At 41.4% G+C, this 15,985-nt stretch carries 13 protein-coding genes; 10 read left to right on the forward strand and 3 right to left on the reverse strand.

Annotated features, from left to right (window positions below):
• Positions 1 to 136: 136 nt before the first annotated feature.
• Positions 137 to 1,042, reverse strand: coding sequence for a 5'-3' exonuclease (locus tag ACE1TI_RS00245; RefSeq protein WP_375005562.1), 906 nt, complete (start codon positions 1,040 to 1,042; stop codon positions 137 to 139).
• A gap of 213 nt (positions 1,043 to 1,255) precedes the next feature.
• On the opposite strand from ACE1TI_RS00245, the gene ACE1TI_RS00250 reads away from it, so the two are divergent.
• Together ACE1TI_RS00250 and ACE1TI_RS00255 are read left to right on the forward strand one after the other, a co-directional pair.
• Positions 1,256 to 3,265 carry a penicillin-binding transpeptidase domain-containing protein gene (locus ACE1TI_RS00250; protein WP_375005563.1) on the forward strand — a complete coding sequence of 670 codons (2,010 nt, stop codon included), beginning with the start codon at positions 1,256 to 1,258 and terminating at the stop codon, positions 3,263 to 3,265.
• A gap of 150 nt (positions 3,266 to 3,415) precedes the next feature.
• Positions 3,416 to 4,171 carry a YheC/YheD family protein gene (locus ACE1TI_RS00255; protein ID WP_375005564.1) on the forward strand — a complete coding sequence of 252 codons (756 nt, stop codon included), beginning with the start codon at positions 3,416 to 3,418 and terminating at the stop codon, positions 4,169 to 4,171.
• A 315-nt stretch (positions 4,172 to 4,486) separates the two neighbouring features.
• Here ACE1TI_RS00255 and ACE1TI_RS00260 read toward each other — a convergent pair whose 3' ends face one another.
• Positions 4,487 to 4,846: a hypothetical protein gene (locus ACE1TI_RS00260; protein ID WP_375005565.1), complete on the reverse strand. Its 360-nt coding sequence runs from the start codon at positions 4,844 to 4,846 to the stop codon at positions 4,487 to 4,489.
• 377 nt (positions 4,847 to 5,223) lie between these two features.
• Here ACE1TI_RS00260 and ACE1TI_RS00265 point away from each other — a divergent pair, with 377 nt between their 5' ends.
• The 6 genes from ACE1TI_RS00265 (at position 5,224) to hutH (ending at position 12,927) form a co-directional block, all read left to right on the forward strand.
• On the forward strand, positions 5,224 to 6,639 hold the full coding sequence (locus ACE1TI_RS00265; protein WP_375005566.1) for a Na+/H+ antiporter NhaC family protein: 1,416 nt from the start codon (positions 5,224 to 5,226) through the stop codon (positions 6,637 to 6,639).
• Positions 6,640 to 6,732: 93 nt separating this feature from the next.
• A complete protein-coding gene (locus ACE1TI_RS00270) occupies positions 6,733 to 7,329 on the forward strand; it encodes a hypothetical protein (protein WP_375005567.1) in 597 nt (198 codons plus the stop codon).
• A gap of 142 nt (positions 7,330 to 7,471) precedes the next feature.
• Entirely contained in the window at positions 7,472 to 9,163 is a 1,692-nt protein-coding gene (gene hutU, locus ACE1TI_RS00275; protein WP_375005568.1) for a urocanate hydratase, read from the forward strand.
• Between the two features lie 41 nt (positions 9,164 to 9,204).
• Entirely contained in the window at positions 9,205 to 10,434 is a 1,230-nt protein-coding gene (gene hutI / locus ACE1TI_RS00280) for an imidazolonepropionase (protein ID WP_375005796.1), read from the forward strand.
• Positions 10,431 to 11,417, forward strand: coding sequence for an agmatinase family protein (locus ACE1TI_RS00285; RefSeq protein WP_375005569.1), 987 nt, complete (start codon positions 10,431 to 10,433; stop codon positions 11,415 to 11,417). Before hutI ends, ACE1TI_RS00285 begins: the two co-directional genes overlap by 4 nt.
• 19 nt (positions 11,418 to 11,436) lie before the next feature.
• Complete coding sequence (hutH, locus tag ACE1TI_RS00290) at positions 11,437 to 12,927, forward strand: histidine ammonia-lyase (protein WP_375005570.1); 1,491 nt, start codon at positions 11,437 to 11,439, stop codon at positions 12,925 to 12,927.
• 101 nt (positions 12,928 to 13,028) lie between these two features.
• On the opposite strand, the gene ACE1TI_RS00295 is transcribed toward hutH, so the two are convergent.
• Complete coding sequence (locus ACE1TI_RS00295) at positions 13,029 to 13,217, reverse strand: hypothetical protein (protein WP_375005571.1); 189 nt, start codon at positions 13,215 to 13,217, stop codon at positions 13,029 to 13,031.
• 718 nt (positions 13,218 to 13,935) lie between these two features.
• On the opposite strand from ACE1TI_RS00295, the gene ACE1TI_RS00300 reads away from it, so the two are divergent.
• Both ACE1TI_RS00300 and ACE1TI_RS00305 read left to right on the forward strand, forming a co-directional pair.
• Positions 13,936 to 14,739, forward strand: a complete 804-nt coding sequence (locus ACE1TI_RS00300; RefSeq protein WP_375005572.1) for an IclR family transcriptional regulator — start codon at positions 13,936 to 13,938, stop codon at positions 14,737 to 14,739.
• A gap of 265 nt (positions 14,740 to 15,004) precedes the next feature.
• Positions 15,005 to 15,502 carry a cupin domain-containing protein gene (locus ACE1TI_RS00305; protein WP_375005573.1) on the forward strand — a complete coding sequence of 166 codons (498 nt, stop codon included), beginning with the start codon at positions 15,005 to 15,007 and terminating at the stop codon, positions 15,500 to 15,502.
• Positions 15,503 to 15,985 lie beyond the last annotated feature (483 nt).

Below are 15,985 nucleotides of genomic sequence, written 5' to 3' on the forward strand. Positions count from 1 at the left end.
GGTTATTTAGAGGGGAGTGGGCGGACATAGGATCCGTTCCCCCTGACGCCATCGGCCTCTGCAGATGTTGCTCATAATTTCACTTAGGTTCCATACTTTATCGTTCCCTGCGATTGGGTAATACAGTAGTTATCTTTTATGAAAAGGGATCTACTGTTGTTTTTTCTTCCTGCTGAATAATAAGGTTTTTACGCCAGTTCCGAAATTCAAGGTCGTCAAAGGCAGCGGCCATTTTCATATCATCAATCGCATATAATGCGTCTTCTAATGAGCAATTAACATCTGCTTCACAATGGATACGGGCAAGCTGGCGCGAAAGGTGCAGCATCTCGATGTTTTCCTGGATTTTAGCGCGCTGCCCTTTTGTTAAGGCATCTATGTTTTCTAGTATGCCTTCGATCGTCTCGTGTTCTTTTAAAAGTTTCAGAGCTGTTTTTTCCCCAATGCCGCGGACGCCAGGGTAATTGTCACTTGTGTCTCCCATCAGAGCTTTTACATCAACCATTTGGGCGGGGGTGATGCCTTTTTCTTCGGTAAAAGAAGCTTCGTTATATTCGGCGTAATTGCCATAGCCTTTTTTCAGCAGCGCAACCGTGACGTTTGGCTTCAACAATTGAAGGAGGTCCTGGTCGCCTGACAGGATCAAAACTTCCTCGTTTTTACTGAAAAATCGGCTGAGCGTACCGATACAGTCATCCGCTTCATAGCCTTCAACGCCAACGTTGGGTATATTCAGTGCGCCGATAACCTCTTTCACGAGATCAAATTGCGGAATTAATTCCTCAGGAGGCGCTCCTCGGTTCGCTTTGTACTCAGGGTAGAGAGCGTTACGGAAGGTGTGGCTTCCCATATCCCAGCAGCAGATCACGTGAGTCGGATGATATCTATTAACGGCTGTAAACAAATGTTTGACAAGGCCGTACACGGCGTTGGTCGGGATGCCTTTACTGTTAACCATATAGTAGTTGCTCATGGCTGTCGCGTAAAATGCCCGGAATAAAAGGGCCATACCGTCCACAAGCATAATTTTATTTTTTTCCATATCTTTATTCCTCTCCTTTTATTACTACGTTTTACTATATCAAAAATTTTAGGCAGTGTATCGGTGAACTTAACCAGAAATAAAGAATGAATTCGGAAACTCTATCTTATGATATAAGACCAGGGCTTGTTTTCTTGTGGAAGATAAATGATATTAAACTTTTTGTCTAGTACAATGGATTTAGGGAAGATTTTGTCGAATGGAGGGGTTAGGATGAAAAAATACGTGCTGCCTATGTTACTGGTCAGTCTTGCTGCTTGTTCGAACGGTCCGACCCAGGAAGAAGTTATGAATGAATTTGTTTCTGCCTGGAATGAGCAAGATTTTGAAGAAATGTATACATATCTTTCTAAAGAATCGCAGGATGATATAGATGAAGAGACTTTTGTAGAACGCTATGAATCTATTTATGAGGGTGTCGGGGCAGAGGAGCTTGCCGTGGAAGCAGTGGGTGTTTCCGAAGAAGAAGAGGGAGATGGGTCCTGGCCCTATGAAGTTTCCATGAAAACTTTGGCCGGAGAGGTTACCTTTACTGGAGAAGCCGAGCTAGTTGAAGAAGAGCGAGAAGACGGGAAGACATGGAAAGTGAACTGGGATTCATCGTTTATTTTTCCTGAGCTTGAAGAGGGAGAAACCGTACAAGTGGCGTCAGAAGAGCCGGTTCGCGGAGAAATTTTCGACCGGGAAGGCTCGTCCCTGGCCATCAATTCATCGGTGGAAGAAGCAGGCCTTGTTCCCGGGAAAATGGGCGATGACACGGTGGAGGAAGTTGCTGATATTATAGATACCGAAGAAGAGGATATCGAAAAAGCATTAGAAGCAGAGTGGGTGTCGGATGATTCGTTTGTACCTTTAACAAAAATAAGACCGGATGAAGAGAATACCGCAGAGGAGCTTTTAGAAGTGGATGGAGTAATGATTCAGGATTCTTCTTCACGCTATTATCCATTTGCTGAAAAAACAGCTCATCTGATCGGATATATTCGTCAAGTCACAGCTGAGGACTTAGAGGAGCTTCCGGAAAATGAATACGGTGCTGGATCCGTCGTCGGAAGCACCGGACTGGAAAACATTTATGAAGAAGAACTCCGCGGTTCTTCGGGCTGGCGAATCTTTATTCCGGAAAGTGATACGGCCATTGCAGAAAAAGAAGCAGAAGACGGAGTCGATGTTACCACAACTATAGATGCGTCTTTACAGCAAAAAATGTACGATGAAATGAAAGGCGACGCTGGTGCCGGAGTTGCGTTTCATCCGAAAACCGGAGAAACACTTGCCCTTGTAAGCACTCCGGCTTATGATCCAAATCATTTTGTATTTGGCTGGCCGGATGGAGAATATGACAAGGCAAGCGAAGATGAGGAAAATCCTTTTTCCGCAAGGTTTAACAATCGTTATGCTCCCGGATCAACGATAAAGCCGGTTACTGCTTCGATTGCACTGCAGGCCGGAAGCCTTGATGCGGAGCAAACGAAAACGATAGAAGGAAAGAGCTGGCAGCCAAATGAGAGCTGGGGCGGTTATAAAGTAACACGGGTGTCCGATCGATTAACCGAAGTGAATTTGCAAGACGCACTAATCACATCAGACAATATATTTTTTGCCCGGGCTGCGCTCGATACCGGCAGTGAGGACTTCACAGAAGGACTGCGGAGCTTTGGTTTTGAAGAAGATGTGCCGTACGAATTCCCGGTGAACGGTTCTGCGATTGCTAATAACGGATTGGATGAGGAAATATTACTTGCCGATACGGGGTACGGGCAAGGACAGATGCTGATGTCGCCTATTCATCTGGCAGTTGTATACACACCGTTTTTGAATGACGGAGATATGTTGACACCAACCCTGAATCTTCAAGAGCAGCAGCAAGAAGCATGGCAGGAACAAGTCATTCCAGCAGAAGACACAGAAATAATAACAGAAGGCCTGCGCGGTATTGTGGAAAATGAACGCGGTTCTGCGTATGAACCAGTTAAAAATCAGCTCACCATTGCTGGAAAAACAGGAACTGCTGAACTGAAGACAGCTCAAGGTGAAGAGGACGGAACGGAAAATGGCTGGTTTGTCGCTTATGATTATGAGAAGGAAGACATGCTGATCACCATGATGATCGAAGATGTAAAGGGCCGGGGAGGCAGTGAGTATACCGTAGAAAAAGTAAAAAATGTGTTTGATAGCAGTGAGCGGAACAAGTCTTTCATATCAAAAGTAAAGAGGCCTTAGCGGTCTCTTTTTTTCGAAAGTTGGAATTGCCCGTAAACAGGGCAGTCTTTTCATTTAACAAGGTAGCTGCTCACATTAACATCTATATGTACAACCGTATAATCTAGCAAGCAATGAACAACATACTATAGCCTGAGGAGGTGAGAACAAATGGGAAAATATTATCGGCCCTTTCATTTCGGTGGAAAACTAGGGATGTATAAAACGTTGTCGAGAAACTCAACATTTAAAAAATATCTTCCAACGACGAAAAACTTCACTTATAAAAATTTAGTAAAAATGACGAAGAAATTTCCGACTTTATATGTGAAGCCGCAAAGAAGTTCAAAAGGCAGAGGCATCTATCGAATAAGACGTTTAAAAACAAAATACGAGTGTCGTTCGACGAAGCGGACTAAAACGTTTAAGAACTTATCGAATCTTTATAAATATATCAAGAGCCAGTCTAAGAAGAAGAGAATCATTCAGCAAGGTATTGCGCTGGAGCATGTGGCAGGGCGCCCATACGACATCCGGGCAACGGTACAACGGAAGCTTAAAGGTAAGTGGGCTCGCACTGGAATTAACGGCAGAGTAGGAAAGAAAGATAAAATTGTCACCAACGTAAGCCGTGGGGGGCAAATCTATTTGATGGGAGAACTGTACAATAAGCTAGAGTTATCCAAATCTGAACAAAAAAAGCGAGATAGAGAACTGAAAAGCGCTGCTCTGAACATTGCTGAATATTTAAGTTCAAAGAATAAAAATATCCACGTGTTAGGAATAGATTTCGCGTATGACAAACAGGGGAATTTGTGGGTGTTAGAAATCAACTCAAGGCCTCAATATCGGATGCTGAAAAAAGTTGATCCTTCCATGTATAAGCGAATACGTAAATACGCAAGAAGTTATCGGAGAGCAGCCTAGTTTATTTCTGGACTCATCAAAAAGTTTATTCTTTATAAAATAAGCTGAAAATGGAACCGGGATACGTAAAACGGCGTTTCGGTTCTTTTTCATGTTCCAGCCTTTGATTAACATAAAAAAAATCCGGCTGAGAAAGGATTGCTTCACCCGGGGCGGGGCAATCCTTTTCATACCGGAAAATTTGGGCAGTCTGTCAATGTGGTGGTTTCATGGAAAGTTTTACACTTTCGGTAAAAAAATCAATGGTTCGGTATCTTCCTATTAATTAGTGATTCCATTTGCGAAAATGTTAAAATGAATGGCGTGCACTAAACATTAGGCACCCTCTTCCATTTCTTCCTCATTGTTTTCTTCAGGAACTTCGGTATCTTCTTCTGTATTGTCGCCTTCTGTATCAGTTTCTTCGTCGCCAGGCTCTTCAGCGTCTTCTTGTTCTTGACCGCTCTCATCCATACCTTTTTCCATATCTTCTTCCATGTCAGCTTCTTCATTCGTTTCGTCGCCAGCAGGTTCTTCCTTTTCTCCTTGTTCTCCATCGTCATTTAAGTCAGTACCTGTTTCTTCAGCTGGTTCCTCTTCTCCGGCGGGCGGCTCTTCTTCGGCTTCGCCGCATGCTGTAAGTACTCCAATGGCCATTAAAGCAGAAGCTGTAGTGTAAAGGAGCTTTTTGTTCATCTTGTGTTTCCCCCGTTTCAGGTTAGAATTTAAGACGCTGATTTTATATCAGCTAAACATAAACTAGCAAAGTAGGCTCACATGCGTCTATGGATTGCGTCTATTTTTCAATCTGTTTTATACTGTCTCATCACATCGTGGTAATTATTGGGTGAAGATGCAATACTTTGGGACTAGTGTTAATTTGCTTTTAATTTGATTAAGAACTGTAAATTTTATGAAGAAAAAATAGACAGCAATATCACATATCAATTCCAAGGTGTCCACACCCTTCATGCTTCAAATTGGTCCTCGGCACTATCTGAATTTTTTGTGCATGCTTTCACCTTCTTTCCATACACTAATCGGTATGAATGAAAAAGATAGGTGAGATGCGTATGGATTCCAATTGGATGTCAATAATTCCGTTTTTGGTCGTTATGCCTATAGCAATTATCACACGACAAGTGCTACCTGGCCTGATATTAGGTTTGCTCGTGGGTTCGTATATTGTTTCCCCTTCGGTTATTGGTGGAATGCAAGCAATGCTTGGCTATTTGGTGGAAGCGCTAATTGATGAAAACAACATAAAGATTGTTGTGTTTTTATATGCGTTTTCAGGTTTGATTGGCATGATAAAATTTTGCGGCGGAATAAAAGGGTTTGTGGAAACAGCATCCGAAAAAATAACCTCAAAAAAAGAAGCGTTGTTTCTTACTTACATTTCAACCATTGGGACATTCAGTGCGCCGACGTTTCGATTTGTTACGATTGCCCCCATCATGAAAGCTCTGTTGAAAAAAGTGAAAATGAGCACGAAAGAGCTTGGGTTTGTAATAGAGACTACATCAACGCCTATTATTGTTCTAATTCCAGTGGCAACCGCTTTTGTGGGTTACATGGTGTCGGTTATCCAGATTTCTGTTAGAAATCAAGCAGACGCAGGAGATCCATACGATTTGTTTTTACAAAGCATTCCCTTTAATTTTTTCGCTATTGTTATTATTTTACTGGGTATTTATTTAAGTTTTTTTCATCACTCAAAGTCCAATGCTCCTACACAAATTGAAGATAACAAAGAAAAGGAAGAAGAAGAGGATGACTGGCATAATTGCCACCCTGCGGTTGCTAAAGAACTGCCGACCAAGCCGTGGAATTTGATCCTTCCCGTTGTTCTCGTTATTGGTCTCACTTTATTTTTGACATGGTGGGATGGTTTCCAACAAGGATATGGCTTTCCGGAAGCTTTTATTGAAGCAGACGTATTAGAAGCCATGGTCATTGCGCTTTTAATTACAACACTGATTACTGTCGTTTTTTTCTTATTTCAAAAGTTTAAATTAAAGGATATTATCAACAGCTTTGTAGTCGGCGGTAATGAATTGATGTCAGTGATTGTGCTGTTGTCTGTGGTGTGGGGTTTATCTTCTGTAACAGAAGAGCTTGGGTTTTCTGATTTTGTTACGGCACACAGCGGCTGGATTCCTGAGATGTTCATAACGCCGCTTATGTTTATATTCGGAGCAGCGGTCTCTTATTTTATAGGTTCCGCATGGGGGACATGGGGTATTCTCATGCCGCTTGGAGTGTCTTTGTCAACGGTTGGGGATGTATCGCTGCCTTTAATTATAGGGGCCGTATTTGCAAGCGGTTCTTTTGGAGCGTTTGCTTCTCCGTTAAGCGATGATACAAATACGATCGCAAGAATATTAAATTTAACAGTAGTAGATTATGCCCATTATAAATTAAAACCGGCCCTCATAGCTGCTGGAATCGCAACTGTGCTATATACCGGTGCGTCTTTCTTTTTATAAAGGCGCCAGTTTGAATGAACGACCCCACGGGATTCTGGTTTATACCATCTTGTCCTCCTTTGCATAAGCTGGTGCTATGGAAGGGGGGATACCATGAAAAAAAAGACAGGTACCCGGAAAAATACGGGCAAGAGGTCTAAAAGAAAAAGACGGAACAAGAAAGATAAAGTTTCGGTTTTGGTTAAAACAAACGGGATAAAAAGTAAAGTTGTTTACCCTATGCCAAAACACCTGCGAATAACAGCAGTTATCAACAATCAGTTTACGGATTCACCAAATACCACCCAAATAGCCAGCGGTGCTGGAAAAAGCAGTGCAGCTGGGAATAATGCTGCCCTTAACTCATCGAATACCCAGCAGCAGCAGAGTGTGGGAGCACAGGGCAAAGCAAAAAATTTAGGAATGAAGGGCAAGCAGACTCAGCCGTCCAAAAAGAAACGGCGTCGAAAGGAAGAAAATCAAATTCTTATCGCAATCAATAATCAGCTAAACCGTACAGGTGCTTCTGAAGCAGGTGCTACTCAAGTAGCAAGCGGGGGAGGAAAGTACAGCACCGGAGGGACGAATGCTGCTATCAGCAGCTCTAATACGAAACAGCAGCAGTCTGTAGGCGGTGGTAAAAAGGCTTTAGGGCTTAATAAAGGGATGAACAATAAACAAAAGAAAAGAAAGCGCGGAAAAAAACGCTAAAATCATATAAAGCAATTATTTTAAATGGAATAATTTCTTATTAACTCCGAAGTTTACTGTTTCGGAGTTTTTTTGTGGTATCAGCACGCATACCTATAAGTAAAGATAAAAGTTCAACACGATCTTGTTTACTTAGGAAAGGATGAATAAAGTGACTGATCCAAATGACAAACAAGTAAAACAATACACCGGTACGAAACTGCATGCGAAAGGCTGGGTGCAAGAAGCAGCGCTTCGTATGTTAAACAATAATCTGCACCCGGACGTAGCAGAAAACCCAAAGGAGCTGGTCGTGTATGGAGGAATTGGAAAAGCGGCTCGTAATTGGGAATGTTATGAGGCTATTGTAGATACGTTGAAAAAGCTGGAGGACGATGAAACGCTGTTGATTCAATCCGGAAAACCCGTTGCGGTTTTTCCTTCTCATAAAGACGCACCAAAAGTGTTGATTGCGAATTCGAACCTTGTACCAGCTTGGGCCAATTGGGAGCACTTTCTTGAGCTGGACCAAAAGGGGTTAATGATGTATGGACAGATGACAGCAGGAAGCTGGATCTACATTGGAAGCCAGGGGATTGTCCAGGGTACGTATGAAACCTTTGCCGAGTGTGCTAAGCAGCATTTTAATGGAGATTTGAAAGGGACGATTACGGTTACTGCGGGACTTGGTGGTATGGGGGGAGCTCAGCCGCTCGCCGTTACCATGAACGGCGGTGTTTGTATCGCGATTGAAATCGATCGATATCGTATCAAACGCCGTATTGATACACAATACTTGGATGTTTACACAGAAAGTCTAGAAGAGGCTGTATGTTTAGCAAAAGAAGCCAAACAGAAAAAGAAAGCACTCTCTATTGGGCTGCTCGGCAACGCAGCAGAAATCCTGCCAAAAATGAGTGAAATAGGATTTGTACCTGAAGTGTTGACAGACCAAACCTCTTCCCATGACCCATTAAATGGGTATGTTCCAATAGAAATGGATCTACAAACAGCCAATGAACTTCGAAAGAAAGATTCGGATTACTATATAAGCCTTTCAAAACAGGCTATTGCCTCTCATGTGAGTGCGATGCTTGATTTGCAGAAACAAGGATCGGTTACATTTGATTATGGAAACAATATTCGCCAAGTGGCAAAAGATGAAGGAGTTAAAAATGCATTTGACTTTCCTGGATTTGTTCCGGCTTATATCCGGCCGAAATTTTGTGAAGGAAAAGGGCCGTTTCGCTGGGTTGCTTTATCAGGAGATCCAGCAGATATCTACAAAACAGATGAAGTAATCTTAAAAGAATTTAGTGAAAACGAACACTTGTGCAACTGGATTCGTATGGCGCAAGAAAAAATTAGTTTTCAAGGACTTCCATCCCGTATTTGCTGGCTTGGTTATGGCGAGAGAGCGAAGTTTGGAAAAATCATTAATAATATGGTGGCGAACGGAGAGTTAAAGGATCCGATTGTGATTGGGCGCGACCATCTGGATTCTGGGTCTGTTGCGTCCCCGAATCGGGAAACGGAAGCGATGAAAGATGGCAGTGATGCGGTGGCGGATTGGCCGATTTTGAATGCGCTAATGAACAGCGTAGTCGGTGCAAGCTGGGTTAGTGTTCACCATGGCGGAGGAGTGGGGATGGGCTATTCTCTGCATGCTGGAATGGTGATTGTGGCAGATGGAACAAAAGACGCCGAAAAACGCCTCGAACGAGTACTGACTACAGATCCTGGAATAGGTATTATCCGCCATGCTGATGCTGGTTATGAACTTGCTGAAAAAACGGCGCACAACAAAGGGATTCACGTCCCAATGCTTAGAAAGGAACAGGGGGAAAGCAAGTGACACAAAAGCTTTTTATTACAAACGCCGCACAGCTGATAACGATGGAAGGGTATACGAAGAAACCAGCTGTAAAAGAAGCCATGTCGCACATAAATATAATTAAAAATGGAAGTATTTTCATTGAAAATGGCAAAATTGTGGAAACCGGGCCTGAAGAAAAGATTCGTCAAAAATACCAGGCCCATCTCCAATCAGCTAAACACATAGATGCCACAGGAAAAGTGGTGGTGCCTGGGCTGGTTGACCCCCACACTCACCTTGTTCACGCGGGAACAAGAGAAAACGAATATGCTATGCGGCTGACAGGCCGAAGCTATATGGACATTATGAAGTCTGGCGGCGGTATTCATGCCACGACACGAGCAACACAGCAGGCCAGCTTAAAGCAGCTGTATGACGAATCAGAAGAAAGATTAAATCAGTTTCTATTGCATGGGGTAACCACCGTGGAAGCAAAGAGCGGATACGGCTTAACACTTGAACATGAGTTAAAACAGCTGGAGGTAGCTAAACAATTAGATAAGGACCATCCGTTTGACCTCGTTTCCACCTTTATGGGTGCTCATGCTGTTCCAATGGATGAAAAAGATAATCCTGATCGTTTTGTTAAACGTGTTATAGAAGAGATGCTTCCGGAAGTAGCGAAGAAAAAGTTAGCTGTCTTCAATGATGTTTTTTGCGAAAGAGGAGTGTTCACGCCAGAACAGTCGAGAAGAATCTTAGAAGCAGGCAAAGAATATGGATTAACGCCAAAAATTCATGCCGATGAAATTGAACCATATGAAGGAGCAGAATTAGCGGCAGAAGTTGGAGCGATTTCAGCAGATCATCTTCTTAAGGCTTCGGAGCAAGGTATAAAGAAAATGGCAGAGGCAGGAGTGATTGGGGTATTATTGCCTGGAACAGCCTTCTTTTTAATGGCTGAATTTGCCGAAGCAAGAAAAATGATTGACGCCGGCGTAGCCATAGCCCTATCTACTGATGCAAACCCTGGATCTTCTCCAACAATTTCACTTCCATTCATGATGAATTTAGGTTGCTTAAAAATGGGGATGACACCTGAAGAAGTATTAACAGCAACGACTATAAATGCCGCCCACGCGATTGGATGTGCAGAAAGCATCGGCAGCCTCGAACCAGGTAAAAAAGCAGACGTCACTATTTTTAAAGTGCCGAACTATCTCACATTGTCGTATAAATATGGAATAAATCACGTGGATACAGTCGTAAAAGCGGGAGTACCAGTAGTTGAAGGCGGTCAGCTGAAATGAGCAGGTATCCTTATCCTATGTTAGAGAGACCAAATCTAGTATGGTCCTGCCAACGGTCCGAAAATACAGACATAAAGGTACATGAATGGATTGAGACGGCAGGAGAAAATGAACCAAACTGGGCGGATTATGATGTAACTATTCTTGGTGTGCCTCTATCAAAATCATCCATCAGTACTTCGGCTGCCAGTGAAAACCCGGAAGCGATGAGGCTGGCGTGGAAATCATTCACTACCTATAACCTCGATGAAGATATCGACTTGGCCCAGCTAAGAGTGATAGATCTCGGAAATGTAAAACAACATGTTACGAGCATTGAATATACACATCAGCAAATTCAAAAGGTGATGGCTGCGATGCGGGAGAGGCATCCGCACACACTGCCTGTTGTGATGGGCGGGGACCACTCGATTACAGCCATGCTCGTAAAAGGCTGGAAGCAGGCACACCCTCATGAAACGGTAGGCATATTACAGTTGGACACCCACTTCGATTTACGAGACCACCACATCATCGGCCCTGCGAATGGTACTCCGATTCGTCACTTAATTGAAAGTGAAAGCATCAAGGGGCATCATGTCCATAATATCGGCTTGCACGGCTTTTTTAACACGAAGGAACTTAAAGAGTATGCAGACAAAGCGGGCGTAAACTATACAACGATGAAGCAGGCAAGGAAAAAAGGGATCTCTTACGTTATAAGGGATGCCTTACAGCAATTGGAGAAGAACGTAGATACGATATATGTAACGGTAGACATGGATGTGCTTGATATCGCTTACAGCCCCGCAGCGCCTGCTGCAGCACCCGGAGGCATGTATACGGAAGAATTATTTGAAGCCGTCCAGCTGGCCGGCGAACATGCAAAAGTAAAGGCTGTCGATATCGTTTGTTTAGACCCGAGGAAGGATGTAGGCGAACAATCTGTGAAAAGTGCTATCCACACCATGCTGTCTTTTTTAATGGGCTATTGTAAAAGGTAAGAGTGGGGAAGTGGAAGATATGGTAGTATTAACAGGTCATTCCCTTCGTTTTTCAGAGATAAAGAGAGTATTGTTTGAAAGAGAGACAGTCCTTGCTTCCGACAAAAGCATGGAGGATGTAAAAGAAAGCCGCAAAGCGGTGGAAGACATTGTGGAAAAAGAGAGTGTTATTTATGGCATTACAACTGGGTTTGGGAAATTCAGCGATGTACTGATTCAAAAAGAAGATGTAGAAGGTCTTCAAAAAAACTTAATATATTCGCATGCATGCGGGGTCGGGGATCCTTTTCCAGAAATCGTTTCACGCGCTATGCTGCTATTGAGGGCAAATGCATTGTTAAAGGGATATTCCGGGGTGCGTCCTCTCTTAATCAATCGTTTGATTGATTTATTAAACAAGCGTATTCATCCGGTAATTCCACAGCAGGGATCACTAGGAGCAAGCGGAGACCTGGCGCCTTTATCCCACTTAGCATTAGCACTTATAGGGGAAGGGGAAGTCTTTTATAAAAGAAAAAAAGTCCCTGCTATTACTGCTTTAAAAAAGGAAGGAATTCATCCGATTGCACTATCAGCAAAAGAAGGCCTGGCCCTCATTAATGGTACCCAGGCTATGACAGCAATGGGGGTCCTCGGTTATTTGAAAGCCGAAAAGCTTGCTTATCAAGCGGAGATCATTGCTTCCCTTACGATGGAGGGGCTGCGAGGCATTATTGATGCGTTTGATAAAGATATTCATGTGGCGCGTGGCTATCAAGAGCAAGCAGAGGTGGCAGATAGGATACGGAAATACCTAAAAGGCAGCCGCTTAACGACAAAACAAGGAGAATTGCGGGTACAAGACGCTTATTCACTCCGCTGTATACCGCAAGTTCACGGAGCAACCTGGCAAACGCTTCACTATGTTAAAGATAAACTTGAAATTGAAATGAATGCTGCAACGGATAATCCGCTTATTTTTGAAAATGGAAAGAAAGTGATTTCAGGAGGAAATTTCCACGGACAGCCGATTGCTCTGGCCATGGATTTTCTAGGAATTGCAGTTGCAGAACTTGCGAACATTTCCGAGCGGCGTATAGAGAGGCTGGTCAATCCTCATCTAAATGATTTGCCGCCATTTTTAAGTCCCGAACCGGGTCTGCAATCTGGCGCCATGATTATGCAATATACTGCAGCTTCGCTCGTTTCGGAAAACAAAACGCTGGCCCATCCGGCTAGTGTTGATTCGATTCCGTCATCGGCCAACCAGGAGGATCATGTCAGTATGGGCACTATTGCGGCAAGGCACGCCGCCAAAATTGTTGAAAATACCACTCGTGTACTGGCCATTGAAGCGATTTGCAGCATGCAGGCAGCTGAATACCGTGGAAAAGACAAAATGGCACCGAAGACAAGAACTTTTTTAGAAAGTGGGAGGACTGTCGTTCCGTTTATCAAAACTGATCGAATGTTTTATAAAGATATAGATGCAATGTACTGGTGGATGAAAAGAGCACCGGCTAGATACTAGCGAACACATTGAACCAAGGACCACAAAGAGGCCGTCTTAAAAATAATACCTTTTTAAAACGGCCCCTATATGTCTTTATGCTCCATACTTACAGTACACACTTATCCTAAACACCTCAATTGCTGATCTGCATAACGTTTTGCTATTTTATACCATTCCAATGAGAAACCAAACTGTTTTTGTAATTCAGATGTTTTTTCCATGAAGAGCTGTACCCACATTTTACGTTCAAAATCATTGTAGTCATGCCATGTCCTTTTTGATTTAAAAAAAAATAACATTGTCAGCATATAACCACTCTCCTTATTCAAAACATTCTGAATACATTGTTATAATTCTATTTTTTGTCTTTTTAATCCTTCTTTTTTTAATATTTAATTGAATTTATTATTCATAACCTGTACTTTCCTTAAGAGATGTACAAAACCATTTCGATTGTGAAGGAAAAAATACATGTTTGTCCTTGGTCATAGACCACCATATAACTCTTCCCCAAGCGAACGAAGGCAATCACACTCTCCACTTGTACATTCTTCCTAAATTAGAATTGGTAAAAGTCTTCACATATCCTTATCGATTCTATTTTCTTATAGATGGTCTCTTTGGACCCAACATACTAAACTGATTCAAACGCATGAGTTTATTGAATCAAGAAAAAAACAGAAAAAGTATTAAGAGTCTAAAAAAGGTACAAAAATAACTTTTAAAACATCATTGAATAAAGCAGTTGCATGATAACTTTGTTGTTAATCCACATACATTAGGACCCTGAGTGTTGAGATTCAGGGTTTTTTAAGTACTTTAACAAGGAGCAGCCCTCTATTTCATATTATGAAAAAAATTTTATTGATTTTATTAAAAAATTTTAATAGTCTATATATAAGCCGATGAAAATTCTGACAACGAATAATTATAAACTCAGTTATTTGAGGGAATTTTACTGATATTTGCAGATCCTTATTTCATAATATTCAAAGTTTAATAGTTTGTGTAAAGGTGGTAAGAATAATGAAAAATTCTGAAAAAAATTTTCAACCAAAAAAAGAAAAAACCAAAATCAATTCAGTGACGAATGCTTTAATGATACTTGATATTTTAGGTAGAAATTCTAAAGGAATGTTAATAAAGGAATTAAGTATCGAGTTAAAATTTAATCTAAGCACCACATACCATCTAGTTAATACATTGATTGAAAGCGATTACATTCAAAAAGTAAATAATGAACGTTATATCTTGGGAAGCAAGATTCCATTTTTAAACAATTCCTTCCTACAATCTATTGGACCTACTTATAATTTATCTAGTTATTTAGAAATACTCTCACAAAGGACTGGAGAAACTGCATACTTGGGAATTGAACATAATTCTCAGGTTTTGATACAGGATATTTTTGAAAGTCCTCAAGCAGTCCGGGTTCGATCTCTTCATTTAGGATACAATGAGCATCCTCATGCAAGAGCTCTTCCAAAATCAATTATGGCTTTTTGGCCAGAAGAGAAAGTCATTCAATTTTTTGAAGGAAGGGATATGGAAAAACTTACTGAGAACACTCCGAACAATATTGATCAGTTGTTAATGGAACTTAAAGATATAAGAAGAGATGGTTATTCCTTAGATGAAGAATCATTTATTCCTGGAATTAGTTGTGTTGCTGCTCCTGTATTTGGCGCACAAGGTAAGGTCGCTGCTTCCTTATGTGTAACCGTACCGTCGGAAAGGTACCGTAATAAAAGCGATGTATTAATTGACAGTGTTTGCACAATAGCCGAGGAAGCATCAAAATCTTTGGGGTTCAAACTTTACACAATATAAAAATTATGGGGGTGATCGTATGTAAATGAATAGTTCACAAGAGTTCAATTAATTATATATGGTACCGGGAGTTGTTAATAGTTTTTAAAGGTGGTGGTAGTGCTGGAAATATAAAGCATTCTAATAAGGGTATAAGTAAGTTCATGTAAGATTTGCGTGGTTTTAATGATAGTTAGGAATCTTATGTACAGTCCTTTGAAAATAGTATGTAATATTTAAATTAAAGATTGAAAATTCAAAAATTTGTTTGAAAAGGAGAATGTAAATGACTACAAATAAGGATGTAGAAAAAGTGCAAGTAAATCCAAAAGATGTTTATGAGAGATTGGTACGCAGACAAGATGTTCCTGTGAATTGGGATGCATTCCCAGATATTAAAAAAGGTACTTTCCGTTACATGGGTACATTAGCATCCACAGACAAATCAATCCCCCCTAATTTAACAGAGAGTGATATATCTTTTGGCATTATTGAAGCTGGTCCTGGTCCTCAATCTCAATTGCATGATCATGAGATAGAAGAAATTTTCATTCCATTGGATGGTTTGTGGGAAGTCTCTTGGGGGCCTAATGGAGAGGAAAAAGTTACAATTGGTCCCCTTGATCTGATTTCAGTACCACCCAATATCTTAAGAGCATTTGCAAATGTCGGGGCAAGCACAGCTCGTCTTATGGTTATTCAATCTAGTGCTACCCCTAATGCTGGTGCAGGTTTGTTTGAGGATCCTACAAGATTAACAAATGTAACCGATAAAAATAACTAATATTAGCATCTCCCATCATCATAAGAGCATTGGCAAAGTCATGGGAATACAGCTGTCTCATGGTTATTCCAACTAGTGCCACACCTAATACTGTGCAGGCTTGTATGGGTATCCAAAAAAAATACCTCTCTCAAAAAAATTTCGATCAATACTCATACCATCATCACCTTAGATTAAACCAATCTCCCAGCAGGTTTGCTTTCCAATGAACATTATTGCAGAAGTTAAACCTGCTGGATCCTTTATTATTTTTCGATCAATTGGTTGATTGTTTGAACTCCTTAATCAATAACTAATTATAGATGAAATATCATATTTAGTTTATGTCAATGTCTTGAGTTGAACTATAGTGGTAGACAACCCTTATATCTATGTTTAGAACGGTAAAACCAGCCTATTGGAAACGCTGTAAGTATTGGGCGTGGTCTTAGTCATTCCCTCCCTGGAATAATACCCAATAGTTATTGTGGTTATGTGGATTAA

The sequence above is a fragment of the Alteribacillus sp. JSM 102045 genome, assembly GCF_041949975.1.
Lineage (GTDB): Bacteria > Bacillota > Bacilli > Bacillales > Marinococcaceae > Alteribacillus.